The sequence below is a fragment of the Congregibacter brevis genome (genome assembly GCF_045689245.1).
GTDB lineage: Bacteria > Pseudomonadota > Gammaproteobacteria > Pseudomonadales > Halieaceae > Congregibacter > Congregibacter brevis.
Genome location: NZ_CP136865.1, coordinates 658,319 through 683,514, shown reverse-complemented (window position 1 = coordinate 683,514; position 25,196 = coordinate 658,319). Strand labels below are relative to the sequence as shown.

Annotated in this window: 23 protein-coding genes and 1 other RNA gene; 10 read left to right on the top strand and 14 right to left on the bottom strand. The window is 55.4% G+C overall.

What is annotated here, in order from left to right:
• Nucleotides 1-142: 142 nt before the first annotated feature.
• Genes R0137_RS03070 through lgt form a run of 3 tightly spaced genes read right to left on the bottom strand, consistent with a single transcriptional unit; the run spans nucleotide 143 to nucleotide 2,302 of the window.
• The gene (locus tag R0137_RS03070; RefSeq protein WP_407328447.1) at nucleotides 143-658 is read right to left on the bottom strand and encodes a dihydrofolate reductase; all 516 of its coding nucleotides are present in this window, start codon (nucleotides 656-658) and stop codon (nucleotides 143-145) included.
• Complete coding sequence (locus R0137_RS03065) at nucleotides 655-1,488, bottom strand: thymidylate synthase (protein ID WP_407328446.1); 834 nt, start codon at nucleotides 1,486-1,488, stop codon at nucleotides 655-657. Before R0137_RS03065 ends, R0137_RS03070 begins: the two co-directional genes overlap by 4 nt.
• 10 nt (nucleotides 1,489-1,498) lie before the next feature.
• Nucleotides 1,499-2,302 carry a prolipoprotein diacylglyceryl transferase gene (gene lgt / locus R0137_RS03060; RefSeq protein ID WP_407328444.1) on the bottom strand — a complete coding sequence of 268 codons (804 nt, stop codon included), beginning with the start codon at nucleotides 2,300-2,302 and terminating at the stop codon, nucleotides 1,499-1,501.
• Nucleotides 2,303-2,505: 203 nt separating this feature from the next.
• Between lgt and R0137_RS03055 the strand changes: the two genes are divergently transcribed.
• Nucleotides 2,506-3,306, top strand: a complete 801-nt coding sequence (locus R0137_RS03055; protein WP_407328442.1) for an NRDE family protein — start codon at nucleotides 2,506-2,508, stop codon at nucleotides 3,304-3,306.
• Here the strand turns inward: R0137_RS03055 and ptsP are convergent.
• Complete coding sequence (gene ptsP, locus R0137_RS03050) at nucleotides 3,303-5,573, bottom strand: phosphoenolpyruvate--protein phosphotransferase (RefSeq protein WP_407328441.1); 2,271 nt, start codon at nucleotides 5,571-5,573, stop codon at nucleotides 3,303-3,305. The two genes, R0137_RS03055 and ptsP, sit on opposite strands and share 4 nt — an antisense overlap.
• Before the next feature lie 2 nt (nucleotides 5,574-5,575).
• A complete protein-coding gene (locus R0137_RS03045) occupies nucleotides 5,576-6,079 on the bottom strand; it encodes an RNA pyrophosphohydrolase (RefSeq protein WP_407328440.1) in 504 nt (167 codons plus the stop codon).
• A 183-nt stretch (nucleotides 6,080-6,262) separates the two neighbouring features.
• On the opposite strand from R0137_RS03045, the gene R0137_RS03040 reads away from it, so the two are divergent.
• On the top strand, nucleotides 6,263-6,919 hold the full coding sequence (locus R0137_RS03040; RefSeq protein WP_407328439.1) for an HAD family hydrolase: 657 nt from the start codon (nucleotides 6,263-6,265) through the stop codon (nucleotides 6,917-6,919).
• A gap of 12 nt (nucleotides 6,920-6,931) precedes the next feature.
• Here the strand turns inward: R0137_RS03040 and gcvH are convergent, their stop codons facing one another.
• The 5 genes from gcvH to R0137_RS03015 form a co-directional block, all read right to left on the bottom strand.
• A complete protein-coding gene (gene gcvH / locus R0137_RS03035) occupies nucleotides 6,932-7,327 on the bottom strand; it encodes a glycine cleavage system protein GcvH (RefSeq protein WP_407328438.1) in 396 nt (131 codons plus the stop codon).
• Nucleotides 7,328-7,422: 95 nt separating this feature from the next.
• Nucleotides 7,423-8,688 carry a UbiH/UbiF/VisC/COQ6 family ubiquinone biosynthesis hydroxylase gene (locus R0137_RS03030; RefSeq protein ID WP_407328437.1) on the bottom strand — a complete coding sequence of 422 codons (1,266 nt, stop codon included), beginning with the start codon at nucleotides 8,686-8,688 and terminating at the stop codon, nucleotides 7,423-7,425.
• The gene (gene ubiH, locus R0137_RS03025; protein WP_407328436.1) at nucleotides 8,681-9,928 is read right to left on the bottom strand and encodes a 2-octaprenyl-6-methoxyphenyl hydroxylase; all 1,248 of its coding nucleotides are present in this window, start codon (nucleotides 9,926-9,928) and stop codon (nucleotides 8,681-8,683) included. Before ubiH ends, R0137_RS03030 begins: the two co-directional genes overlap by 8 nt.
• Nucleotides 9,916-11,274 (bottom strand): Xaa-Pro aminopeptidase, encoded by a 1,359-nt coding sequence (pepP, locus tag R0137_RS03020; protein WP_407328435.1) that lies wholly within the window; start codon nucleotides 11,272-11,274, stop codon nucleotides 9,916-9,918. Before pepP ends, ubiH begins: the two co-directional genes overlap by 13 nt.
• On the bottom strand, nucleotides 11,271-11,975 hold the full coding sequence (locus R0137_RS03015; RefSeq protein WP_407328434.1) for a UPF0149 family protein: 705 nt from the start codon (nucleotides 11,973-11,975) through the stop codon (nucleotides 11,271-11,273). The genes pepP and R0137_RS03015 overlap by 4 nt, the downstream gene beginning before the upstream one ends.
• 11 nt (nucleotides 11,976-11,986) lie before the next feature.
• Here R0137_RS03015 and zapB point away from each other — a divergent pair, with 11 nt between their 5' ends.
• The 4 genes from zapB (at nucleotide 11,987) to R0137_RS02995 (ending at nucleotide 13,447) form a co-directional block, all read left to right on the top strand.
• Nucleotides 11,987-12,196: a cell division protein ZapB gene (zapB, locus tag R0137_RS03010; protein ID WP_405269122.1), complete on the top strand. Its 210-nt coding sequence runs from the start codon at nucleotides 11,987-11,989 to the stop codon at nucleotides 12,194-12,196.
• A complete protein-coding gene (locus tag R0137_RS03005) occupies nucleotides 12,193-12,591 on the top strand; it encodes a cell division protein ZapA (protein WP_407328433.1) in 399 nt (132 codons plus the stop codon). The genes zapB and R0137_RS03005 overlap by 4 nt, the downstream gene beginning before the upstream one ends.
• A gap of 53 nt (nucleotides 12,592-12,644) precedes the next feature.
• A non-coding RNA gene (gene ssrS, locus R0137_RS03000) (6S RNA) lies at nucleotides 12,645-12,824 on the top strand.
• Nucleotides 12,825-12,919: 95 nt separating this feature from the next.
• On the top strand, nucleotides 12,920-13,447 hold the full coding sequence (locus tag R0137_RS02995) for a 5-formyltetrahydrofolate cyclo-ligase (RefSeq protein ID WP_407328432.1): 528 nt from the start codon (nucleotides 12,920-12,922) through the stop codon (nucleotides 13,445-13,447).
• A 388-nt stretch (nucleotides 13,448-13,835) separates the two neighbouring features.
• Here R0137_RS02995 and ilvA read toward each other — a convergent pair whose 3' ends face one another.
• A complete protein-coding gene (ilvA, locus tag R0137_RS02990; protein ID WP_407328431.1) occupies nucleotides 13,836-15,371 on the bottom strand; it encodes a threonine ammonia-lyase, biosynthetic in 1,536 nt (511 codons plus the stop codon).
• A 172-nt stretch (nucleotides 15,372-15,543) separates the two neighbouring features.
• On the opposite strand from ilvA, the gene rpiA reads away from it, so the two are divergent.
• The gene (gene rpiA / locus R0137_RS02985) at nucleotides 15,544-16,236 is read left to right on the top strand and encodes a ribose-5-phosphate isomerase RpiA (RefSeq protein WP_407328430.1); all 693 of its coding nucleotides are present in this window, start codon (nucleotides 15,544-15,546) and stop codon (nucleotides 16,234-16,236) included.
• On the opposite strand, the gene R0137_RS02980 is transcribed toward rpiA, so the two are convergent.
• On the bottom strand, nucleotides 16,205-17,599 hold the full coding sequence (locus R0137_RS02980; RefSeq protein ID WP_407328429.1) for an FAD-binding oxidoreductase: 1,395 nt from the start codon (nucleotides 17,597-17,599) through the stop codon (nucleotides 16,205-16,207). The genes rpiA and R0137_RS02980 overlap by 32 nt on opposite strands.
• Before the next feature lie 154 nt (nucleotides 17,600-17,753).
• Between R0137_RS02980 and serA the strand changes: the two genes are divergently transcribed.
• Genes serA through R0137_RS02965 form a run of 3 tightly spaced genes read left to right on the top strand, consistent with a single transcriptional unit; the run spans nucleotide 17,754 to nucleotide 21,514 of the window.
• Entirely contained in the window at nucleotides 17,754-18,983 is a 1,230-nt protein-coding gene (gene serA / locus R0137_RS02975) for a phosphoglycerate dehydrogenase (protein ID WP_407328427.1), read from the top strand.
• Nucleotides 18,965-20,338, top strand: a complete 1,374-nt coding sequence (locus R0137_RS02970) for a hypothetical protein (RefSeq protein ID WP_407328426.1) — start codon at nucleotides 18,965-18,967, stop codon at nucleotides 20,336-20,338. The genes serA and R0137_RS02970 overlap by 19 nt, the downstream gene beginning before the upstream one ends.
• 3 nt (nucleotides 20,339-20,341) lie before the next feature.
• On the top strand, nucleotides 20,342-21,514 hold the full coding sequence (locus tag R0137_RS02965; RefSeq protein ID WP_407328424.1) for an aspartyl/asparaginyl beta-hydroxylase domain-containing protein: 1,173 nt from the start codon (nucleotides 20,342-20,344) through the stop codon (nucleotides 21,512-21,514).
• Nucleotides 21,515-21,571: 57 nt separating this feature from the next.
• Here the strand turns inward: R0137_RS02965 and R0137_RS02960 are convergent, their stop codons facing one another.
• The gene (locus R0137_RS02960; protein ID WP_407328422.1) at nucleotides 21,572-23,152 is read right to left on the bottom strand and encodes a tetratricopeptide repeat-containing sulfotransferase family protein; all 1,581 of its coding nucleotides are present in this window, start codon (nucleotides 23,150-23,152) and stop codon (nucleotides 21,572-21,574) included.
• A gap of 24 nt (nucleotides 23,153-23,176) precedes the next feature.
• On the bottom strand, nucleotides 23,177-25,009 hold the full coding sequence (locus R0137_RS02955; RefSeq protein WP_407328420.1) for a tetratricopeptide repeat protein: 1,833 nt from the start codon (nucleotides 25,007-25,009) through the stop codon (nucleotides 23,177-23,179).
• Nucleotides 25,010-25,196: the final 187 nt, after the last annotated feature.

Genomic DNA, 25,196 nt, shown 5'->3' with positions numbered 1-25,196 from the left:
GTAGACCGGGCCGGAGATATAAGCAGATAAAATGGCTTATTTCAAACAACTGATGTTGCCATTTTTGGGTAACCGGCATTCTGTGTAGTTAGGTAACACCTTTTATCCTCCGGGTAACGCTTTCTTGAGCGTTTGCCGACAATCAAGGCATACGCCGCGTGTATTCGAGAAACGTATGGGCGGGAACATCGCCTTCTGCCGAGAGCTCCTGCCGAGCAACCTCCTCCCAGTCGCTCCAATCAATCCCACGAAGAAATGCATCGCCCTCAGGCTCAAGATGTACCCGAGTCAGGTAAATACGGCTCGCGCTCGGCAAAGCAAGTGCGTAAATCTGCGCACCCCCAATGACCATAAGCTCATCACTTCCATCAATCAGCGCGATGTTGTTCGCAAGCTCAATAGCTTCCTGGAGGCTGCCTACACAACGCACACCCTCAGCGACATAACTTGAATCTCGACTAATGACGATATTAGTGCGGCCGGGTAAAGGCCTCCCAATCGACTCGTAGGTAAGACGACCCATAAGTATCGGTTTGCCCATGGTAGTGCGCTTGAAGTGCGCCAAATCTCCCGGTAGGTCCCAGGGCAGTGCGTTGTCGCGGCCAATGACGTCGTTATCCGCAGCGGCCACGATCAGTGCAATCGGAAAATCGCTCATACGGACACCGGCGCAGGTATGGCGGGATGGGGGTCGTAATCGCTGAGCTCAAAGTCTTCAAACCGGTAGTCGTAAATGCTTTCAGGTTTTCGCAGCAACGTCAGCTTGGGTAGCGGCCGCGGCTCTCGGCTCAGCTGTTCGTTTACCTGCTCCATGTGATTGAGATACAGATGAGAATCACCCGTGCTCACAATGATTTCTCCGGGTTCAAGATCGCTTTGCTGAGCTAGCATCATCACCAAAACCGCTAAACTGGCGGTATTGAAGGGCAGCCCCAAAAACGTATCACTGGAACGAATATACAGCTGCGCCGATAAACGCCCCTCCGCAACATAGAACTGATACAACAGGTGACAAGGCGGAAGAGCCATACGTCCCGCCAGAGCGTTTTCCTGAGGACTCAGGGATTCATCAGGGAGATACTCGACGTTCCAGGCATGAAACAAAATACGGCGGCTATCAGGGCGGTTTTTCAGGCAGTCCAAAACATACTCGATCTGGTCGATCTCGCCGCCATCCCGTGTAGGCCAAGCGCGCCACTGCTTGCCGTATACAGGGCCCAGGTCGCCCGTATCGGTCGCCCACTCATTCCAGATACTAACGCCGTGCTCCTGTAACCAGGCGACATTGGTGTCTCCGTTAAGAAACCAGATCAGCTCGTTAATGATGCTCCGCAAATGTACTTTTTTGGTGGTCAGTAAAGGAAAGCCATCCGCCAAATTGTGGCGGAACTGCCGGCCAAACACGGACACGGTGCCGGTGCCGGTGCGATCTTCCTTGCGCACACCGTTGTCTAGAATATCCCTCAGCAAATCGTGATATTGCCGCATGAACGCTCCTTCAATTTTTCGATAAGCGCGCGCCGGATCGCTGGTAGGCGAACCAGAGCATGTAAAGTCCCAGTAAAATCATGGGCACACAAAGCATTTGCCCCCGAGTCATCCAGCCAAAGGCCTGGATTCCAAGGTGTGCATCAGGTTCCCGGAAAAACTCTGCGGTGAAGCGTAGCAGTCCGTAACCCAGCGCAAACACACCCGAGACCGCCCAGGTAGGTCGCGGCCTGCTACTGAACCAGAACAGAATAAAGAAGAGCAGCATTCCCTCCAGCGCAAACTGATAAAGCTGCGATGGATGTCGGGCGAGCTGCAAAGGGTCCTTGGGAAACACCATAGCCCAGGGCACATCGGCGGCCCGCCCCCAAAGCTCCTGCCCGATAAAATTACCCAAGCGGCCAAGAGCGAGTCCCAAGGGTGCCAAAGGCGCTACAAAATCCAGTAAAGGCCCAAAAGAAATTTTCTGACGACGGGCATACCAGAAGGTCGCGACGATAACCCCAAGCATACCCCCGTGAAACGACATACCGCCCTCCCACACTCGAAGCAGCCAGGTCGGGTCCTGAGCTAACCGCTCACCGCCATAAAAAATCGCATAACCCATGCGACCCCCGAGAACCACGCCCAGCGCCGCATAAAACAGTAAATCATCGACCTGCTCTCGAACCAGCGGCGAGTCGGCGCGCTTACTTCGCCTGACAGCAAGGCCCCAGGCAAAGGCCAGTCCCGCCAGATAAGTCAGGCCATACCAGTGAATCTGCAGTGGCCCTAGGGAGACAGCTACGGGATCAATTTCAGGATAGGTCAGCATGTTATTGGCGCTTTTGAGAAGCTCGGGCAAGCTACGGTAACAAGGTATGGTGGCAGGTTACTATGCTAAATAAACTCGGCCCAAAGGAACTGGTCAAAACAAGGCCACACACAAACAATAACCACCGGATCTAGCGGCAAGCCGCGAGGTCGGCATTATCGGGCAGCGCCGGGTGATGCACAAATGAAGAGAGTAACTGTGCCATGTGCTTGATCGTTTTTGCCTGGCAGAAACACCCTAGATTGCCTCTGCTTCTCGCCGCTAACCGCGATGAGTTTCATGAACGGCCCGCGGCTCCGGCCGCCTATTGGAACGACACACCTCAAGTTTTGGCTGGACGGGATCTACAGGCCGGAGGCACCTGGCTTGGCATCAGTCGCAGCGGTCGCTTTGCGGCAATCACTAACGTCCGTGACCCTGCGGCGCACGCGCGTAGCGCGCCTCGCTCCAGAGGCGAGCTCACCCATGACTTTCTTGCGGGCACCACGACTCCCTCCGACTACCTCTTAAGTGTCGCTAACCGCATGAACGAGTATCAGGGTTTTAACCTTCTGGTGGGTGACAGAGAGAGCCTTTGGTATCTAAATGGGAGCGCCGCTGAAAAGTCACAACCAATGGCACTGGCACCCGGTATCTATGGACTGAGTAACGCTGCACTTGACGTACCCTGGCCCAAAGTAAACCTCGCCCGCAACCGACTCCTTAGCGCGTTAGATGATTCTACGGGAGAGCGCAAAGCACCGGGCCATAGCGAACTTCGCAGCTGCCTTGCCGACCGGAGTCTTGCCGATCAGCACGCGCTCGACGAAGAAAATCTTGGCGGTGATATGGCTCGCCAGCTATCTGCACAGTTCATCGTAACGCCCCACTACGGTACGCGATGCTGTACAACACTGAGGAGCCATCTCACTGGCGAATTGGAGTTTGAGGAACAGCGATTTGATAGTGCGGGCAACCTAGCGGGGACCGAAGCCTTCAAGCTGGACACCGGGGGCGAACGCTAATCGATGGGCGTCGGCACCATTTGCTGTAAATCCCGCTCATGAAAAAACGCACTTAGACGCTCCTCCACTGCCTGACCACTCTCCATCCGTCGAATCTCATTAAGCAGCAATCTCGCGTCGCTGGCGGTAATCGATCGAACGGCATGCTTCACCCGAGGCAAGCTGGTAACGTTCATCGAGAGCACGTCATAACCCATAGCTAGGAGTAAAACCGCGGCCATAGGATTACCAGCCAGCTCGCCGCAAATACTGACCTGCTTACCCTCGGCCTTAGCTCCATCAGCGACCTGAATTAAGGCCTCAAGGAGTGCTGGGTGAAAAGCGTGATAGAGATCCGAAACGCGCGCATTGTTCCGATCAACCGCCAGTAAGTACTGGGTCAGGTCGTTACTTCCCACGGATAAGAAGTCCACACGGCGTGCGAGCGCTCTGGCCTGGTAAATCGCTGAGGGCACCTCAACCATAACGCCAATGGGTGGCAAGGGCATGGCAAGGCCCTCTTCTTTCAGCTCGCGGTGACAGCGACGGATCAAACTCAAGGCTTCCTCGAGCTCGGGAATGTTGCTGATCATGGGTAACATAATGCGCAGATTCCCCAGCCCTTCGTTGGCTTTGAGCATGGCGCGAACCTGGGCCAGAAGTATCTCAGGGTGATCAAGGGTAACGCGGATACCCCGCCAACCGAGGAAGGGGTTTTCTTCGTCGATGGGAAAGTAAGGCAGAGCTTTATCTCCACCGACATCCAGAGTGCGCATGGTCACGGGTCTGGGTGCGAAGGGCTCTAGTTGCTCCCGGTAAATCTGCCGCTGCTCTTCTTCAGAAGGAAACCGCTCACGCATAAGAAAAGGCACTTCGGTGCGATAGAGACCTACGCCTTCAGCGCCGCGGTCGAGGGAGCGCGCGACATCCGCCATCAAGCCGGTGTTAACCCACAAAGTGAGCCGATGGTCATCGAGGGTTACGCAAGGTAGATCGCGGAGGCTCTCCAGGTCTTTGTTAAGCTCTGCATCCTGATCCGCAATAAACTGAAAGCGCCTGATCCCCTCCTCCGTGGGGTTCAGATGCACATTCCCGTTGTAGCCATCGACAACAACGGACATATCGCGAAGACGCTTATAGGGCAAATCCACAGCACCCATAACCGTAGGGATGCCCATGGCGCGAGCCAGAATAGCCACGTGAGAGTTACTGGAGCCTCGCACTGAAATAAGGCCGGTCAATTGGCTACGGGGAATTTCTCCAAGCATCGACGCGGTGAGCTCCTCGCTCACAAGAATCGTCTTCTCAGGGAACTCCTGGTTCTCCCGTTGATCCGCTTGCAGGTATCCCAACACCCGCTCGCCGAGATCTTTGACATCAACCGCTCGCTCTCGAAGATAACTGTGTTCCATCGCCTCAAAATGCCGGATGTGCTCAATCATGACCTGCGCCAGAGCACCCTGTGCCCATGACCCAGCCTTGATGAGCGACGCGACTTCTCCGCCGATTCTAGAGTCATCAAGAATTCCGATGTACACATCAAAGAGCGCCAAATCTTCCGGACTTAACTTGTCGCGCAGATTCTCCGCAACCGACTCGATATCAATACGGACCTGCGACAGCGCCCGCTTGAACGCCCGAAGTTCACCACGTCGATCGTCGCTGGATTGCCGGGGAACCGCATACAAGTCCGCGGCGGGCGACACCACAACCGCCGTGCCTATCCCAATACCGGGGGCTCCGGGCACTCCGCTTATCCGCGCGTAGGTGCTGTCGCGTTCAGGGCTGCGCTCATCAGGCACCTCACCCGTGACACGAGCGTGGGCAATAACGCCCGCAAGCTGCGCGGACATGGTGACGAGAAAGGCTTCCTCAGCTTCGTCGAAACGCCTCCGCCGAGCCTGTTGCACCACCAGAACACCCAATACATCACGCTGGTGGATGATCGGCACACCCAGAAAAGCGTGGAAAGACTCCTCGCCAATATCCGGGAGAAACTGAAAGTTAGGGTGAAGCTCTGCGTCTTCGAGGTTTACCGGCTCCTCGCGCTCAGCAACCAATCCCACCAAACCTTCACCGGGAGCGAGCGATAAATTTCCTACCTGAGATGCGTTGAGCCCCTCGGTGGCACGGAACACGTAACGGGTTTCGTTGCGACCTCGAATATAGACACTGCATACCTCCGTACCCATGGCCATTCGGACTCGAGACACAATGATTCCAAGCACCTCATCGAGGGACTCAGCGCCATTGACCTCAAGAACGATATTACGAAGGACGTCCAGCATGCTCAGCGATCCTGCTTGCCGGTAGGCATGCTACCCAACAACGGTACCGAAAGTTCTTTTAGAGCCCGCCGATAAACTTCCCGCTTGAAATACACCACCTGGTTCAGGGGATACCAGTAGGACACCCACTGCCAGTGGTCAAATTCGGGTTTAGGATTGTGCGACAAACTCACGGAGTCATCTGGGGCGAGCATACGCAGTAAATACCACTTCTGCTTTTGGCCAATACACATCGGCTGCTGCCCTTTACGCTGATATTGCTTGGGCAGGCGATAACGCAGCCAGCCCCGGGTACAACCGAGGACCTCCACATGTTCCGGGCCCAGACCGACTTCTTCCTCAAGCTCGCGATACAGCGCTTCTTCGGGCTTTTCACCGTCGTTGACGCCGCCCTGAGGGAACTGCCACGCGTTGCGACCACCCACGCGACGCGCCCACAGAAGTCGTCCGTCATCGTTGGTGATGACGATTCCGACATTGGGCCTAAAGCCCTGCGCATCGATCATGAATACTCTGTCCAGAGTGACAAGGGATCGACGATTGTTCCACAAATAAGCGTTTCTGAGAATTGCTAGGCTTTTGGCAGCTCGTTACCCTTGTACTCTGGGCAGCTATTCGCCGTGCTTTTTGTTGCTCTCTGTTGCTCTATCCACCGCAGTCCGAAGCGGTCAACAAACACAGGACCGACCATGACTCTCGCAATCTTTGACCTCGACAACACGCTCATCGCCGGTGACAGCGATCACCTATGGGGCGAGTATCTGTGTACACAGAACATGGTAGACGAAACGCAGTTCCGAGCCGCCAACGAAGGCTTTTATGCGGACTATCAGCGAGGCGAGTTGGATATACAGGCGTACTTGGCTTTTGCCCTGGCACCACTAGCAGGGCGCAGTCCTGAATCGCTGAGAGAGTTACAGACATCTTTCCTTAAAGACTGTATTGAACCGATCTTGTTGTCGGCGGCGGCAGGGCTAATTCAGGAACATCGTTCCCGAGGCGACCGTTTACTAATCATTACGGCTACCAATGAATTTGTTACCGCACCCATTGCGCGACTGTTAGGAATCGAAGAACTATTAGGCTGCGCGGTAGAGGTCGCCAACGGTGTACTGACAGGAAGGCCCACGGGCACCCTGACCTATCGTGAGGGCAAGGTAGCGAGGCTAAAAGAATGGCTGATCGAGGAAGGAGAAAGCCTGGAAGGCGCATGGTTTTACAGCGACTCTCACAACGATCTCCCGTTATTGGAAGTGGTCGACAACCCCGTTGCGGTGGATGCTGACCCCACGCTTTCTCACATTGCCCAAGACCGCGGTTGGCCGCAGATCAGTTTGCGCGCCTGAAAATCAGGAAGCTTAGTCCTCGTCAGCGCAGTGGGTCTGATAGCTCTCTGCATCCATTAGAAGTGTCTGCACTTCTTCAAGATCCTGAGGTTGTAAACGAAAGAACCAGCCGTCGTGGTAGGAGTCGCCATTGACCGTTTCCGGTGCATCTTCCAATAGGCTGTTTACCGCCACAACGGTGCCGCTGATTGGCGCATAGATATCAGACGCCGCCTTCACAGATTCCACAACACCCGCTTCGTCACCGGCGGCAAGTTCGGCACCCTCATCGGGGAGCTCCACAAACACCACGTCGCCAAGAGCCTCCTGCGCGTGATCACTAATACCTACGGTCACGGTGCCGTCATCTTCCACCCGTGCCCACTCGTGACTGCGGGCATACCGCAATTCTGGAAGAACCTGACTCATTGACTTACCCCTGAATTAAAAACGCTGCTTTTGCGTTGGCTATTCTAGCCGCGGACCGTGAAAACTCAACGAAACGAGACGCCTAATAACAAATATCACCCGACGCCCATGGCCTGACGAATGATTTGACGCTTAACCCGGGGTAATCCCGCTACCGCGCGCATTCCGGTGTTTCGTAACCACCGCAGCGGGGGTGCATCCTGTTCAAACAAACGCTTAAAACCATCCATGGCTGCCATCATGGCAAGATTATCGCCTTTGCGACGGCGCTGATAACGCGACAGCACGTCCACTCGACCCGGGCTCAATCCTCGCTGCAGTGCCGTATCGAGCTCCTCTGCAAGTACCTGCACATCCGCAAGACCCAGATTGATGCCCTGTCCCGCCAAAGGATGAATGGTGTGCGCCGCATCGCCAACCAAGGCGACGCCGGGTAATACGTAGTCGACCGCATGCCGTTGGCGCAGAGGAAAAGCCATACGAGGAGCACAAGCGGTGACCTTGCCAAGAGCGTACTCACTGGCTTGACCCAGAGCTTCAGCAAAAGCCTCATCGTCCATCGCCAGCAGCTCATCAGCCAAGTGTTCTTCTATTGACCAGACAATGGAGCAGACCTTGTCTTCGGGGCTTTGTAGCGGCAGCAAGGCCAGCGGTCCAGACTGCAAAAACCGCTGCCATGCCGTGTCCTGGTGACCGCGCTCAAATGCCAGTGTTGTCACTATTGCCCGGTGACCGTACTCCCATTCCCGAGTACGCATTCCCAGAAGATCACGCGTGGGAGAAAGCGCGCCGTCGGCGGCGATCAGCAACCGGCAACGAAGGTTCCTACCATCTTCCAGCTCCAATAGCGTCTCTTCGGAACCCTCCTCGCTGCCGTGGGTTTCGTCGCTCGACGACTCTTGCAAACCAAGACGCTGAATTTCAGCAAGACGCGCGGGCGCGATAACACGCACTCCCGGGAGAGTTCTTACCTGTTGGGCAAGTGCTGCGGTGATAATGCGGTTCTCTACGATACTCCCCAATGAGTCAGCGGATACTTCCTGTGCATCAAACTCAATGCGGCCAGTGCCCTCCGCGTCCCAAACAGTCATATGCTGATAAGGACAGGTTCGAGTCTCTTCAATGGCCGGCCAGGCTCCCAGTTGTTTCAGAAAACCAATAGAGCGCGGAGTCAATGCGCTGACCCGCGAGTCGTAATCCTCAGGCGCAATCCCCACGCCTGGCATCTGCTGCGGTAGCTCACGCGCTTCCAGTACTACGACGGTGCGCCCAGAATCTGCCAGAGCCGCAGCGGCGGCAAGTCCCGCAATCCCGCCACCAACAATGGCGATATCTACGGCATCGCAATTCACATCAGCCATGTCGCGCCTCCAGTGCCGCCATACCGGCGGCCTGCTGCACAAACTCCCGACGCAGCAACGGAAACATGTCCATACCCGATAAGGCCAAGTCACGCCCCAAAGACAACAAAGGATCGTTGACCATAAACATCGCCGGCAAGCCATCACTCGCCGCGATAGTCTGAGCTTGATCACGCTGCCGATTCTCGGCGTACTGCATCAACACGGTGGTATCGCCCGCGACTGCGCCAATTTCAGCGGCGTTTGCCAGCGCCTGACTAAGGGCTGCAGCATCCCGCAAGGCAAGATTGAACCCCTGCCCGGCAACCGGATGCAATGCGTGAGCCGCATTCCCAAGCACTACGCATCCTCGACGCACCTGCTCTACAGCCTCGGTGAGTGCCAATGGATAACTGTGTCGGTCACCCACTCTCTCAACTCGGCCAAGGCGGTAGCCAAAGGCATCAAGGAGAGAATGCGAGAACGCCGCTTCTTCTGCTATCTCCATGGCTGCAGCATCTGATGGTTCCAGCGTCCATACCAGAGCCATACGGTGAGCAGCCTGCTCCGAAGGAGGCAAAGGTAACAGTGCAAGAGGTCCGGTTGCGGTAAAACGCTCGTAAGCGCAGCCACCGTGATCCTTCTCAAAAGCCAGATTCGCGATCAGAGCGCTCTGTCCGTAGCTTTTTCGTTGGGTCAAAAATCCCATCTTCTCACGTAAGGTAGATTCAGCGCCGTCAGCGATCACCAGTAGATCTGCTTCGAGCTCCTCTTCAGTGAGTCTAACTCGAACTCCCGATCTCGACGGGACTGCATCGGTGACCCGGTCAGGACAGCGGAGCGTCACCCGGGAACAAGCATGAACGGCCGCCAACAATGTTCGTCCAAGGCAGGGGTTTTCGACCACCCACCCCAAGGCATCCCAGCCCTGCTCGGCGCTGGATAGCAGACTGCTGCCAAAGCGTCCCCGGCGAGAGACATGAATCTGATCGATGGGTGCAAGACCCGGCAGCAGCGATGTCCAAAGCCCCAGCTCTTGGTAGAGGGTCGCCGTGCTGTAACTTAAGGCGGTGGATCGAGCATCGAACGAGGGGTGGTAATCGTTTTGTGAGGCTGTCGGCGCGGGCAAAGCACGACCCTCGACAACGGTGATTCGCGTTTCAACGGGCAGCTGCTCATGGAGCAGGAGCGCAAGGCTAAGGCCCACCATTCCGCCACCAGCGATGAGAATATGGCTCTCCGCCGCGCTCACTGCATCCATTCCTCTACTTCTTCACAACTTCGGGGCAAACCTTTACTCAATAGCTCATAACCTTCTTCGGTTATCACCACATCATCTTCTATGCGAATGCCGATGCCCCGCCAGGGAGCGGGCACATCATGATTGTCTGGCGACACATAAATACCGGGCTCAACGGTAAGAGCCATCCCCGGCTCTAACTGGCGCCACTCACCACCGGGTCGATAATCACCCACATCGTGCACATCCAGGCCCAGCCAGTGGCCGACGCGGTGCATATAAAAGTCCTGATAAGCGCCCTCTTCAATCAATCGACTCACATTACCCCGAAGCAAACCGAGGTCTACAAGCCCGCTGGTAATGACATCGACGGTAGCAGAATGCGCAGCATTCCAATCTCTGCCCGGCGCCAGAGCCTCAAAAGCCGCTTTCTGGGCGGCCAATGTCAGCTCGTAAAGCGCGCGCTGACGCTTGCTAAATCGACCACTGACGGGAAAAGTCCGGGTGACATCTGCAGCATAGCCACGATATTCGCAGCCAGCATCAATGAGAACCAGATCACCGCGCTTCAGACGCCCATGGTTACTGATGTAGTGCATCGTGCAGGCATTTGAGCCGCCGGCGACAATACTGGGGTAGGCAGCATGACGGGCCCCGTGGCGGGCAAACTCATGAAGAAGCTCTGCCTCCAGTTCAAACTCCGCCATACCGGGTCGACACTGCCGCATCGCTCGTCGATGGGCTAAGGCTGTTATGGCGGCAGCTTGTCGCATCTGGCGAATCTCGGCTGCCGATTTAAACAGTCGCTGCTCATGGAGTAGATGATCTAAATCCGTAAATTCCCCGGGAGGAACCGCCCCGGCAGCCACTTTACTGCGAATACTGTTTACCCAAGCCATAACACGGGTATCGAACTCGCGACTGCAGCCCATGGAGTAGTAAACGCGATCTCGACCCTCGATCAGGCCAGGCAGAATGTCATCGATATCTGACAGTGGGAAAGCATCATCAGCATCAAAGCGCTCGCAAGCTGCCTCTGCTCCTACGCGCTCGCCATTCCACAGTTCCTCTAGCGGATCTTTCTCGTGGCAAAAAAGTACATACTCACCGTGCTCGCGACCGGGGAGGAACACCGCAACGGCGTCGGGCTCGGGAAAACCCGTTAGGTAGTGAAAATCACTATCCTGGCGAAAGGGAAATTCTGTATCGCGACTGCGAGTAGCCAGTGCACCCGCCGTAACAATGGCAATGCTGTTGTGCTCAAGCATCCCCAGTAAAGAGTGCCGACGACGACGAAAGTCGCTGCGAGGAATGTTGGCGACGCGCTCCGATAGCTCGGGTTCTGAAAACGACTGGGCCTCAGTCATTCTTCCGTCGATGGCCTATTGTCAGACGCGGGAGCGGGATCGTCACCGCCGACGCCGGCGTCCAACATGACATTCATGGCCGCAACCGTGAGGTACTCAAGCAGCTCGTAGTAAGCTTCTTCTGCCGCATTGCTATCTTCGTCTTCGTCTTCGTCATCCGAAGCCGCTTGGGCGATAGCGGCAAAATCCCGCAGCGCCTCGGCACTGTCGGGGAGCACTGCTTGGCCCTGGCCTTCGGACTTCACTCGGGCCTGCGCATAGCCGCTAAGAAAACCTCGACACCATTGCGCCATAGCCTCAATACGCTGTGGAAGTTCAAGCTCGTCATCCGGGAGCAAAGGCTGGAAGTCAAAAGCACCCTCACCGATGCTCTCTATCGCAGTGCTTCGTAGAGTTCCGATGGCATCGGCCAATGAACCGTGGAGCGAAATATCCAGGGACTGCTCCAGCTCGGCCAGCAAGGCCTCTTCGCCGCCGCGAAGCCCACCACCTAGCAATCCGCAGAGGCATCCATGAAGTTCTGCTGGCGACAGCATTTCTCCCTGTTCAAGGAGGGAATTCGCGAGCTCATCAAAAAATCCCGCAATCGAATCGCTCGGATGCGGATCAAAAATAGACAATGTAATTCCCAGAGCGCGTATGCGCCGTTGACCTGCCTGAATACGGCCCCTATAGTGCCGACAACCCTCGGCGTCGCGCAAGTCATGTCTGCATGTCTGATGATGTTTTGAAAACTCTGGAAGATAAGATCGATCAATTGATTGGTCTGTGCGCCCAGCTCAACCTTGAAAATCAGGCTCTCAAGCGTGAGAACCTTGGCTTTCAGCAGGAGCGGAGAGACCTGATCGCCAAAAATGATCTGGCCCGTGCCCGCGTAGAGGCAACCTTGCAACGTCTGCGCAGCATGGAAGCAGCATCATGAGCGGCAGCGCCAGCACCTTTTCGGTCACGATTCTGGAAAAAGAGTATCAAGTCGCCTGTCCTGAGGATCAGCAGGCAGAACTCTTGCTGTCAGCACGACATCTGGACGAGCAAATGCGTGCGATCCGCTCTACTGGCAAAGTTATCGGGCTTGAACGCATTGCTGTTATGGCGGCACTGAATATCAGTCACGAACTTCTTCAGGCCCGTAACGGCGTCACCACCAGCGATCCCAATAGCAGCACTACAGGCGACAAGAAAAGCGGGAAAACGAGTGGCGCAAAAGCCGAGAACGCCACTAAAACAGTTGATCCGGCAGACGCCGCCAGCCTCTCAGGCCTCAACGCGAAGCTCGACGAAGCACTGCATCAATTGCGTCAGCTCGAAATAGGCTGATCGAAAGCTCCATCCTCCCGTTAAGCGTCCCTCAGATACGCTATACTTACTCTCGGTCCCTGGTGCATGCGCCAGACATTCAGTCCTCGAGCCGATAAAGTGTTAACCGGGGGTGACCGATGACGTTGGTGTGCAAGTCCGGCATGACCGGGAAGCCTGATACGTCACGGAAGCCACCACCTTGAACCTATCGGGTTCAAGGGCCGTACCGTCAGCGGTGCTCCGGGTACCGATTTTTATGCCAGCGATTTCAAAATCGACACGCAAGCAGACACGAGAAGACTCTCGCAATCAGTGGCGCCTGCACCTGCGGGAACGTCGCCGATCAATGACTAGCCCCTTACCGCAACAAGCCGCCGAACAGGTAGCCGTTCATCTACGCGCGGACGACCTATGGGCCGCCAAGCATCTCGCTCTGTACCTTGTTAACGATGGCGAACTTGACCCTTCGTATATTGCCCAAGCCGCGTGGCGCGCGGGCAAACACGTCTACCTTCCGGTCATAACATCCTCTGGAATGCGGTTTTGCGAATGGCGAGCCACCGATACCCTTCGCCTCAATCGCTTCGGCATTGGCGAACCCCAAGGACAGCCCTGCGAAGCCACCCGCCTAGAAATCATTTTTCTGCCCACCGTCGGATGGTCTGCTGCGGGCTTTCGCCTGGGAATGGGTGGCGGTTACTACGATCGATTTCTGGGAGGCGAGGAAGTTGTGACCGCAAAGCGCATAGGGCTCGCCTATGACTGCCAGCGCGATGACTCGCTGGAGAACTTACGAGAGACCTGGGATCAACCGCTGGATGGGATACTTACAGAGACAGGCTTAAGGCGCTTCGACACTCGCGCTGGTGATTAGCGACGGGCGGTTAACGATTTTCCACTGTCCCGGGACTTCCCACAACGCCAGCCTGAAGCGGCGACGGGGGCGCTGCAGCCGACGAACTTGCAGTCGAATTTGCAGATAAAGGGAACATCAAAGTGATCACCACACCCAGTCCGAAAACTGCGGTTAGCACTAACAACATGTCAGGTCGTTGTTTCACAATATTTCCCGTTTTCAAAAGTACATCACTGCCGTCTAGTTCTTGGTCAAACTATCCCCTACCGGTCGTTTAACGATCAGACAGAAGCGCTAAATGCGCGGAGTGAAGGAGACGCAGCTATAAATTTTTTGTTACTAAGTCTCGAATATGTCATGGAATACTTGACAGAGCAAGACGTCTGCAACGACGGGAGCTAGGAAATTAGCGACCGCTATCAGGGGGCCCGAGGTACAAACGATAGGCCGCATTGTCCGTTTCATCCCAATATCGATAGCCAATCGCATCCAGGCAGGCGCGTGCCTCGGAGCGCTCTTTTGGCCCAACCTGCATACCCACAAGAATTCTTCCGTAAGCAGCACCATGGTTACGATAGTGGAAAAGAGAGATGTTCCAGCGCTGCCCCAAGCCAGATAGAAACTTCAGCAATGCTCCAGGCCGCTCCGGAAACTCCACCCGGTAAACGCGCTCAGGACCAACCGCTTCAGGCGCCAGCCCACCGACCATGTAGCGAATATGCAGCTTGGCCATTTCGTTATCGGTAAGATCTTCGCAGTCGTAACCCTGGTCGACCAGCTGACCCAAAAGCGCATTGAGATCGTCACCACCGGGCTCGACGGACATCCCCACAAACACACGAGCATCCTGAGCGCTGCTGTAGCGATAATTGAACTCCGTGATATTGCGGCGCCCCAGGCTGCTACAAAACTTGCGGAAAGCCCCTGGCTTCTCAGGAATAGTGACGCTGATGACCGCTTCGCGTTTCTCCCCTATTTCAGTCCGCTCAGAGATGTAACGCAGGCGATCAAAATTGGTGTTGGCGCCGCTGAGCACCGCCAATAGCTGCTGCCCCTCAACGCCCTCTCGCTCCACATACTTTTTGAGACCCGCTAGAGCCAGAGCGCCGGCGGGCTCTGCGATACCTCGGGTGTCTTCAAAAATATCTTTGATGGCCGCGCACATTTCATCCGTGCTTGCGGTGATGACCTCGTCGACGGTGTCGCGAATAATCCGAAACGTTTCTTTACCGACTTGAGCTACCGCGCAGCCGTCAGCGAATAGCCCCACCTCGGGCAGCGTTACTCGGCGACCTCTTTCTAAAGCGACCTTGAGGCACGCCGCATCTTCAGGCTCGACGCCAATAATCTTCGTGGTCGGCCACACATAACGGATGTAGGCCGCCATACCCGCAAGCAGGCCGCCGCCGCCAACGGGGATAAACACCGCATCTAGAGGCTCCTGATGCTGGCGAACAATCTCCATAGCTACGGTGCCCTGACCAGCAATAACGTCCGGGTCATCAAAGGGGTGTACGTAGGTGAGTTCTTTGTCCTTCACGAGCTTCTGCGCGTGAACGGAAGCTTCATCAAAATTATCGCCGTGAAGCACGACATGCGCACCGCGACTTCGCACCGCATCAACTTTGATGCTCGGCGTTGTTTTCGGCATAACGATCGTGGCGGAAACACCCATGCGTTGTGCCGCCATCGCCAGACCCTGCGCATGATTCCCCGCAGAAGCAGCGATCACTCCACGCTCTCGCTGATCCGGAGTCAGCCGATGCATTTTATTGTAAGCGCCGCGAAGCTTGAAGGAATACACTGGCTGCAGATCTTCACGTTTTAGCCACACTGAATTGCTGAATCGCTTGGACAACAGCAGCGCCTGATCCACGGGCGTCTCCCGCGCTACGTCATAAACGCGCGCGTCGAGGATTCTCTTGATGTAAGACTCAGGCATAGCAGGCAACAAAGAATAAGACGCGCATAGTAATGCAGCAGCAACCGGCTTGCAGCCAACGTTTTTGGGAGTTCTACAGGTTTCCGCGAAGGTTTGCGTGGCTCGGACTCCCGACATAGGACCTGCGCAGGTACACTGGCGCCAGAACAAGCGAGCAAAGCAAGGGAAACTAATGGATCAGGACAGCCTCAAGCTCAGCGTTGCCCAAGCTGCGCTGGATGTCATTCAGCCACAACTCGAATCCAACACCATCATAGGGATCGGGACCGGCTCGACAGCAAATATGTTTATTGATTTGCTGGCAAACGCTGCACACCTTTTCGACGGAGCCGTTGCCAGCTCAGAAGCCAGTGCCGAGCGGCTGCGGGGCCACAACATTCCCGTTTATGATCTAAACGCGGTTGATCGTGTGGCGGTTTATGTTGACGGTGCCGATGAGTGTAACGAAGCGCTGGAACTCATTAAGGGCGGCGGTGCGGCCCTGACACGAGAAAAAATTGTCGCCGCAGTAGCCACGGAATTTATTTGTATTGCCGATGAAAGCAAGTGGGTGTCAGTGCTGGGAAGCTTCCCCTTGCCAGTGGAGGTTGTTCCTATGGCACGGAGCCACGTCGCGCGAGAAATTGTAAAACTTGGCGGGGATCCGGTGCTCCGCGAGGGCGTTGTCACCGACAACGGCAACGCAATCCTGGACGTCTATAACTTCCCCATTGCCCAACCCCTGGCAACCGAAGCCAAAATTAATGGGATTGTCGGTGTGGTTTGCAATGGTCTTTTTGCGCTGAGACCCGCAGACCGCCTGCTCCTGGGAACGACCGAAGGCGTGCGAGACATCAAGCGTCCAGAATTTTTCCTGGATTCATGATCCCCGCGGGATCGAAGACGCGTTTGAGCTGGGCCATGAGGTTAATCTCAGAGTCTGAACGACTGTAGCCAAGATAAGGTTTTTTCAACAAACCAACGCCGTGTTCTGCGGAAATACTGCCGCCGTGGCGGGCTACCGACTCGAATACCCCTTGGCTTACCGAACCACAACGGGTCTGAAATTCCTCCATAGGCATGGCGTCTGGCTTGAGGATATTAAGGTGAACATTGCCATCGCCGATGTGCCCAAACCAGATAATCTCAAAGTCAGGATAGTTATCGCTTACTAACCCCTCAACTTCCGTTAATAGTGAAGGTACGCGAGATACCGTCGTCGATATATCGTTCTTGTAGGGGGTCCAACGCGAGATGGTTTCCGAGATATCTTCCCGCAAACGCCAAAGTGCCGACGCCTGAGCAAGGCTCTGGCTGATGACTCCGTCTTCCACCCAACCCGCGTCCACACAGTGCTCAAAACACTCCATTGCAGAGGCTTCCGCCACATCGTCAGGCTTCTCAAATTCCAGCAGCGCGTAGTAATGGCTAGCGGTCGCGAATGGCCGAGTCAGGTCCTGATGCTCAACAACTTTTGCGAGCGCTTCTTCTGAGAAAAACTCAAAAGCCTCCAATCGAACTCGATCCCGGAAGGCTCTCAGGACCTCCATAATCGACGCCATATCCGGAGTGCCCAGGACCATGACTGCGCGCTCTGCGGGCTCAGCTTCAAGACGCATTGTCGCCTCGACAATGATGCCCAAGGTTCCCTCCGAGCCAATCATCAGATGCCTCAAGTCATAACCCGCATTGTTTTTAATCAGGCCTCGGTTAAGGTCCAGTAGCTCTCCGGTTCCGGTAACAACCTTAAGCCCTGCTACCCAGTCACGGGTCATGCCGTAACGAATCACCTTAATGCCGCCCGCGTTGGTGGCGATGTTGCCACCAATCTGACTCGAGCCACTGGAGGCAAAATCGACGGGATAGAACAGTCCCTCGGCCTGAGCAAACTCCTGAAGCTGAGCAGTAACAACACCGGCACCACAGCGCACCGTGCGGTCCGTAGCATCAAAGTCAGAAATCTCATTCAGGCGATCCAGAGCCAAAACAAGCTCTCCATTGGCGGCTACCGCTCCCGCGGACAAACCACTGCGGCCTCCCGAGGGCACGAGCGCGACCTGTTCTGCACAGGCCCAGCGCACAATGGCCTGCACCTCTTCAACGGACTTTGGCAGAACTACCGCGGCAGGATTTGGCTGATGGACGCGAGTCCAGTCACGGCCATAGTTAAGGCAGGACTCTTGGTCAGTACGCAGGGCCTTTTCATCCACCAGCGTAGCCAGTGATTCGAGTTGCTTCGGGCTTAACACGGAGTCTCCGGGAGCTTTTACAAAGAAATAACGGTCTACAATTCTAGGGGGTTTGCGAACTCAAAACCCCGCGGCGGCGTATGCTACCATGCGCCGCCGCGCCGCTCAGGCAGCATCAATACCGTAACAAATTACCTCTCAGAGTTTACCGAACATGGCCCAACAGTCCCTCGAGAAGAGCAAAATTCGCATCCTGTTGTTGGAGGGAGTGCACCCTTCAGCTATCGAGGTGCTCAATCGCGCGGGTTACTTCAACATCGAGCATCACAGTAAGTCACTGCCTAACGAAGAGCTCAAGGCATCGATCGCTAGTGCGCATTTTGTTGGCATACGCTCAAGAACTCAGCTTAGCGAGGAAATACTCGCCGCCGCCCCCAAACTGATCGCCATCGGCTGCTTTTGCATCGGCACTAACCAGGTGGATCTTGAGGCGGCCACACGGCGAGGCATTGTTGTCTTCAATGCACCGTTTTCAAACACGCGCAGCGTTGCGGAGCTGGTCATCGCCGAGGCGATTCTTCTCCTGAGAGGATTACCTGCTAAAAATGCCGCAGCCCATCGCGGTGAATGGCAGAAAACAGCCGCAAATTCTTACGAAATTCGTGGCAAACGCTTAGGTATTGTGGGTTACGGCAATATCGGTATGCAGTTGGGTGTGATTGCGGAGGGCCTGGGAATGCGAGTTCAGTTTCACGACGTCATCAACCGTCTTCCCCTGGGCAACGCGCAGCAGGTGGTCGGCCTCGATTCCCTGTTAGCGAACTCCGATGTGGTCAGCCTACACGTCCCCGAAACCAGCTCCACCGCCAAGATGATCGGCGAGCGAGAACTGGCCTTAATGCCGAAAGGAAGTATTCTGATCAACGCGTCGCGAGGAACCGTCGTTGATATTGACGCACTGGCGGCGGCGTTGGACAGTGGACACATTAGCGGCACGGCAATCGACGTTTTTCCTGTGGAGCCTCGCTCGAACGACGACGAGTTCCTCTCGCCCCTCAGGGAATTCGACAACGCCTTCCTGACACCCCACGTCGGTGGCAGCACAATGGAGGCACAGGCGAACATCGGCGGAGAGGTTGCCGAAAAACTGTCGCGCTATTCTGACAACGGTACGACCACAAGTTCGGTTAATATGCCTGAAGTGGCGCTGCCAGAGCATGACGGCTGCCACCGCTTACTTCACATCCACAGGAACGTACCGGGCGTGATGGGAGCAATTAATAACGTTTTTTCAGAAATTGGCGTCAATATCGCAGCGCAGTACCTGCAGACCAACGAACATGTGGGCTACGTGGTGATTGACGTCGATGCGGAATATTCAGAAGTCGCCCTCGAGAAATTGACGGCGTTGGAAGCTACATTGCGGTGTCGAGTATTGTTTTAGACAGACGAAGAACCAGCAACCTTCGATCGGGTCTGCTTACTATTGTCCTGAGCGCGGCCGCGCCCTTCGCCAACGCGCAATTTGTTGATGGTGACGGCACCGAGTGCTGCTCTTCGATCACACCCCAACACTCGGCACCAACCTACTATGGCGCCAGCATGTTTCGCGAGGACGACCCACGAGCCGCCGCGAAATTTCTTATTGCCGAACCCCTGGACCCACCGGCGACCTCCAAGGTGCTATTAGAAACCCTAGAGCAACAGGAGCTGGAAAACGGCCCTATGTCCCCGGTGTTGGCCCCTACACTGGAAAACCTGGGCGCTGCCTACCTTGCAGAGGGTCGCGACCGCGAGGCCATCAAAGCGTTCAGTCGAGGCATTCACCTTTCCAGGGTTAATGGAGGCCTATACACCCCTTCTCAAACCAGCATGCTGGAACAACTCATCGCAACGCACGTGCGAAATGGAAACTACGCAGCAGCGGACGACCAGCAAGCTTATCTGTACCGCCTGAAACGCTTCGGACAACAACACGCAGGGAACGAAGATCTTCGCGCGGCCACGCTGCGCTACGCTGACTGGATGCGTGGCGTTTATCTCGGAGATATCGACTACCAGCGCTTCCCGCGACTGGTGGGAATCAGTGATTTGTACGATGAGGCTATCGACGACATCGCTAGCAACCAGAGTGAAACCAGTCCAGAACTACTCAGTTATCTACAAGGCAAAGTCGCCCTCGCCTATCTGATTTCGGTGTATCCAGGCGAGCGCGAAACAGGGTTTCGTGCCTCGACGACACAAATGGCTGGCTTTGATGTTGCCAGTGAAGCGCAGCTGCGTTTTTGGCGGCTCAGAGATCACAATTTCCGTTATGGACTGCAATCTCTCCAGCACAAGGAGAGAGTAATATCGGCAATGCCAGAGAGCAGTGCTGAAGACCGAGCCAATGCCCATCTCGCCATTGCAGATTGGTATCAGTGGCACCGCCGCTATGCACCGGCAATCCGCATTTACAAAGAAGCCTGGGCTATCATGGAATCAGAGCCGGACAGTGAGAGCTGGTACACCAAAACCTTTGGAGAGCCTCTGGAGCTTCCCGAGGAAACAGTCTTCAATCCTGGTGCTGTGCCCGTAGGCGCGACCAAGCTCGCGCAAGTAGTGATCGATTTCGCTGTGTCTCGACATGGAGAAGCCGTAGACATCGACATAACAACCGATGCGACGGGAGAAGACGCGAAGTCCGCCACCAATCGTGCCTATAAATATCTGCGGAGTGTCCGGTTTCGGCCAAAGCTTCAGCAGGGAAAAGTCGTGGTAGCGGAAAATATGCATCGCACCTATAAGATAAGGTACTAGATCATGGCGGCCCCTGACTTAAAGCAGGTCATTGTTGCATCTCAAGGTATGGTCCGTCAGGGCGACGCCAAGGGTGCCCTCGCTTATCTGCAAAGCAACGCTGCTCAACTCAGTGGTCATGTCGACTTTCATATGAACGTCGCCATTGCCCACCGTAACCTCGCCAATCTTCCCCTCGCGATCAAAGCTCTCAATGCGGCACTCGCTATAGACCCCTACGCTTTCATGCCCATGCTCTCAAAAGGCTCAATACTCGAGCAGATGGGCGACACCCGAACCGCAGCGCAGGTTTACAAAGACGTTTTACGCATTGCTCCTGAGAAATCACAGCTTCATGCCTCGCTGCGCCCTCTGCTAAAGCGCGCCCAAGAAGTGGTAGATGAGCAAGCTAAAGCAATGGCTTCCCACTTTCGTGACGCGTTGGGGCCGTTAATGCAGGAGCATCGCGGTGAATCACTCACTCGCTTTGAGGAATGCATGGATGTCGTTGCGGGCGTTAAACAAGTTTACAACGCAGAACCCGTACAAGTGCATTACCCCCGCCTACCTGCCATACCGTTCTTTGATCGGAGTTACTTTCCCTGGTTCGAGACCTTGGAGGCTGCTACCGAAACTATTCAAGGCGAGCTGGAAACACTTATGCAGGAGGGCCTCCCCGGATTCAAACCCTACGTGCAATACGCTCCTGGCACTCCAGAGAACCAGTTCAAACCTCTGAATCACTCAGACAACTGGAGTTCACTCTGGTTGTGGAAGGATGGTCAGCCCCAGCATGAGGCCATGGCCCGTTGCCCCAAAACCACGGCAGTACTTGAAGAGCTACCGTTGGCGGACCAACCGGACTTTGCTCCTACCGCACTTTTCTCGGCGCTTGCGCCCCATACAAAAATACCGCCGCACACAGGCTCAACGAATACTCGCTTGCTAGTTCACTTACCGCTGGTGCTACCCGGGCCTGCGGGATTCCGCGTCGGCAACGAAACCCGGGAGTGGCGTATCGGTAAAGCCTGGGCCTTTGATGACACCATTGAGCACGAAGCCTGGAACGATGCCGATCAAACGCGTGTGATCATGATCTTTGATATCTGGAACCCGCTACTGAGCGAAGCTGAGCGCAGCATGATATCGGCGCTGCTGGGCACGCATCGAGATTGGCTGGCGGGCGGTGCAAGCTGATTTTGTCGGGGAGGCAACACCTCCCACCACAAAGTCCCTGTACCCGCTAAGGGCAAGCTATGCTCGAAAGACGATCCCTGCACTTTGCAGCCGCTCTCGCAACCCATCAAAACCTGCACCGGCCCGCGCCGCTACTCCGATAGACTCTGTGTGCAAAGGCGGTAGTTCTTTCGAAGCACTCAGCATGGGATTAAGGCCCTCGACACTGGGTTGAGTCATTCCTTCCTCAAACTCCAAATCGCAAAAACTCAGCATCCGCCGTGCTTCTACCTCAGGGTCCGTGACAAGAGCCTCATAGCTGACATCAAGAATCTTGCCCGTAAACAATGCATGCCAATGTTCCATCTGTGCGCGGTAACTCAGATAGTAGCTGGCCAGCTCTTCCAGGTCATAAGAGTAGCTGTGTGCGCCAAAGATCAATGTCTTAAACACCGAGTAACAAGTATCCAGTGGGTCTCGTTGCATATGAATGATGCGCGCCCCCGGCAGTGCGGCAAGGATATGTCCACAGTACAGAAAGTTGTGAGACGTACAGTCTACGAAGCGCGGCGTATCTCCGGCTCGCTCGCTTACTGCATTGCTATAACGCCTACCAAGCTCTGCAAAGTCCACGGCAAGCGTGGCCTCGGCATCGGAAACCTCCGCTGGAGCTGCATCTCGAGCGAGGACTCCGAGCAACCGCCTGAAGTCGCCTAACTCTCCTGCTGCAGTGACCGCACTGTGCCGCGCGAGGACGCGCTCCGCAAGACGGATGCCCGCACGGGGCATACCCACAACAAAGATCGGTCCAGGCTCATCGCCGCCCAGCTTCAGTGATGCGAGCCTCGAGGCATCAAAGGTATCCCGAATGTCCTGCTGTGCACCCAGCTCCGTAGCCTGATCATAATTCACCATCTTTCGATAACTCTGTGCTCCGGCATCAAAAGCTGGGAAAGCTTCCTCGTAGTTACCAAGGTCCTCAAACTCTTTGCCCAAGGCATAGCAGGCGATCGCCGTAATTTGTGGCTCGACACTCTTTCGAACCGTATTTCGAAGGGCCTGAATATGATTTTCGTTTTTAGACCAGCGGCGCAGTTGGGTGCGCAGATGCAGAGCTCCGACGTCCGTGGGCGACTTCTCTAACAGCTGTTCCAGATGCTTCTCCGACTCCTCCGTTAAACCCATCTGCGCCTCGGAAACCGCAAGAAGATAAAGTAACTGCTGACTTTCGGGGTTTTTATCGCGGGCGATGAGTAGACAATTTCGCGCTTCCTTCCCCTGACCAAGCTGGGTGAACATCTCAGACAAAGCCGCTAGCTCTGGCTCTTTTGCCTCCAGTAAATCCACAGCTCTGGCGCAAGTCAAAGCTCGCTGCCACTGGCCATCAAACAGGCACAACTGCGCTTTACGAAGCAAAATCTTCGGGCTATTTCCTAGATCGTCAGCTAAAGCGTCAAGATGCTGAAGAGCGGCGAAGGGGTCTCCACGCAAGCTTTCCACATCTGAGGCCAGATAGCGTACATCGAGCCGCTCAGGGAATTCACTCAAAAGCTGATTAGCCACAACTTCAGCTTCTTGGAGCCGCCTTGCTTGAACAAGCTGAGCTCCTTCGATAAGTAAGTCTTGTAGATCTGGGGCCTTTTGGTCACTCGTATTCATAAAAGTCCTTTAATTTCAGGTAGCTCAAGCCCCGGGAAGTAAATCAAAAGCCACGGTAATTCGTGACTGATCGGAATGAAAAGGCAGTGTGCCGTGCCACATGTACGATGGAAACAGTACAAGGGTTCCCACCACAGGTTTTACGATGCGGCGAGGCGCAAGATCCAGTCCGAGCTCTCGCATCGGTCGTCCAAACTGAATATGTCCTTCGGTTCCTTCGCCCTGCTGCACTTCATTTGGTAGGGAGACATACAGCGCCGAGCTTATCCAACCCTCTGGATGGATGTGGTTTGCATGATAACCCTGGTCTCGAAGGCGCACGGACCAGGCTCCAGCCATACGCAGATCCCTAGCCACATTAGGGCGAGAGTTTCGACACCAAAAGGGGTGATCCTCATCCGTAGGGAGGGTTTGCAGGGCCTGCGCAATCGCTAACTGTAGTTGCGTCTCCAACCCACGTAATAGCTGTTCTTTAAGGCGAAACAAAAAACCATTTGTTTGCGTTCCGCCGCGAACGCTCTGCTCGATGGGCTGCGCGTTGCTATGATGCAAGCCCTCGAGAACACGGGCCAGCTCCTTAAAGTAAGCCTCGCGACTCGAAAATTCCGGCGGTGCAGGAACCTTTACCGGCACGACCATACGATCATAATCGAGAAGCCAAGCTTCGCGAGGATCGCCAAGAAGCTGTAGTGCCGTACCACGGTAAGCTAGCAAAGTCTGATCGTAGGGCACCTTCGCCAACCACTGGGAACACAGGGTCTCGGCGCGTTCTGCATTCTTGTAGCGTAGCAGCTGCATGGCGAAGTAATGTTGAACATAGCTGTCGTCCGGGTTTTCCTTGCTAATCCTCTGTAATCGATCCAGCGCCTTGGTTTTCTGACCTCGCTGAGCCATGTCCAGCGCACCGAGTACCTGCAGACTTGTAGTATCAGGACAGCCCATCCGCTGCGCCTCTAAAAGCGTTTGTTCGACCTCTGATTCCTGCCCCAAACGCTTCATCAACTCGATAAGCGTCTGCCACAAAGCGGGGTTACGAGGTTCGTGTCGCACGGCCACGCGAAGCTTCTCAAGATGGTCGCGTTTGGCGCCAGAGCTAAAACTCAATTGAGCAGCGGTCCGCTGCAGTAAAGGATGTCCGGGAAAGCGTTCGACGCCGGCGTCCGCGCACGCCAGCGCAGCGTCTATGTCACCGGAGTCCAGCAAGGCCTCTGCGCGATTGCGATAAACGTCCGGTTGATCAAAGCCCAATTGTTGCGCGTGTTCATAGGCGTCAGCGGCTTCGGCGAAATCACACTCCTGTCGTAGCAGCTGTGCCAAAGAGTAATGTAGTCGCGGTGCGCTGGGATTGTGCCCGATGCCTTTACGACAAAGCGCTATAGCATCGGGGGCGTTATGTTGCTTCTGAGCGATGGCCGCCGCAAGCTCCCAAAGCGCCGGCATCTGGGGTGCGATGTCCGTCGCCTTGAGGGTGCAGCGCATAGCCTCGTCCCAAGTCCCTTGCTGATAGAAAAGCCTCGCCAGCGCATTCCAGACTTCTGGTGAGCCGGGCGCAAGCTCCGCGGCCTTGCGAAGAGTCTTCTCCGCCTCAGTAAACCGCTCCTGCTGCCTCAGGAACGCTGCATAGGCGAGTAATCCCTGGGGCATTTGCGGTGCGGCGCTGATGGCAGCGCGAAAGCTTGCGTCGGCGCCTACAAAATCTCTCGACTGCTGCTGACCCAAGGCCAATAACTGAAGTGCATTCACCTCACCGGGCATTTGCTGTAATAGCTGCTGGCAAAGGCGGGCACAATCAGCGCCCTTGCCGGTCCTCAGCATCTGATTCGCCTGTTGCAATGACTGGCGGTAATTAGGATTCACAACTGTGTCTTGCTCCGGTAATCCATCAAGTAAGTTGTCTGTCGCACTAGCGCGTCAGCTAGGTAGACGTGATTTGCGAAGTGAGCGTCAACCCCAACAGCGAAAGTAGCAAGTCACAGCCGCCTAGCGTGCTTACGCTATGGCTTAGTTGCGTATTTTATAGGGAAACTTTGGTTAATAGTCGCCA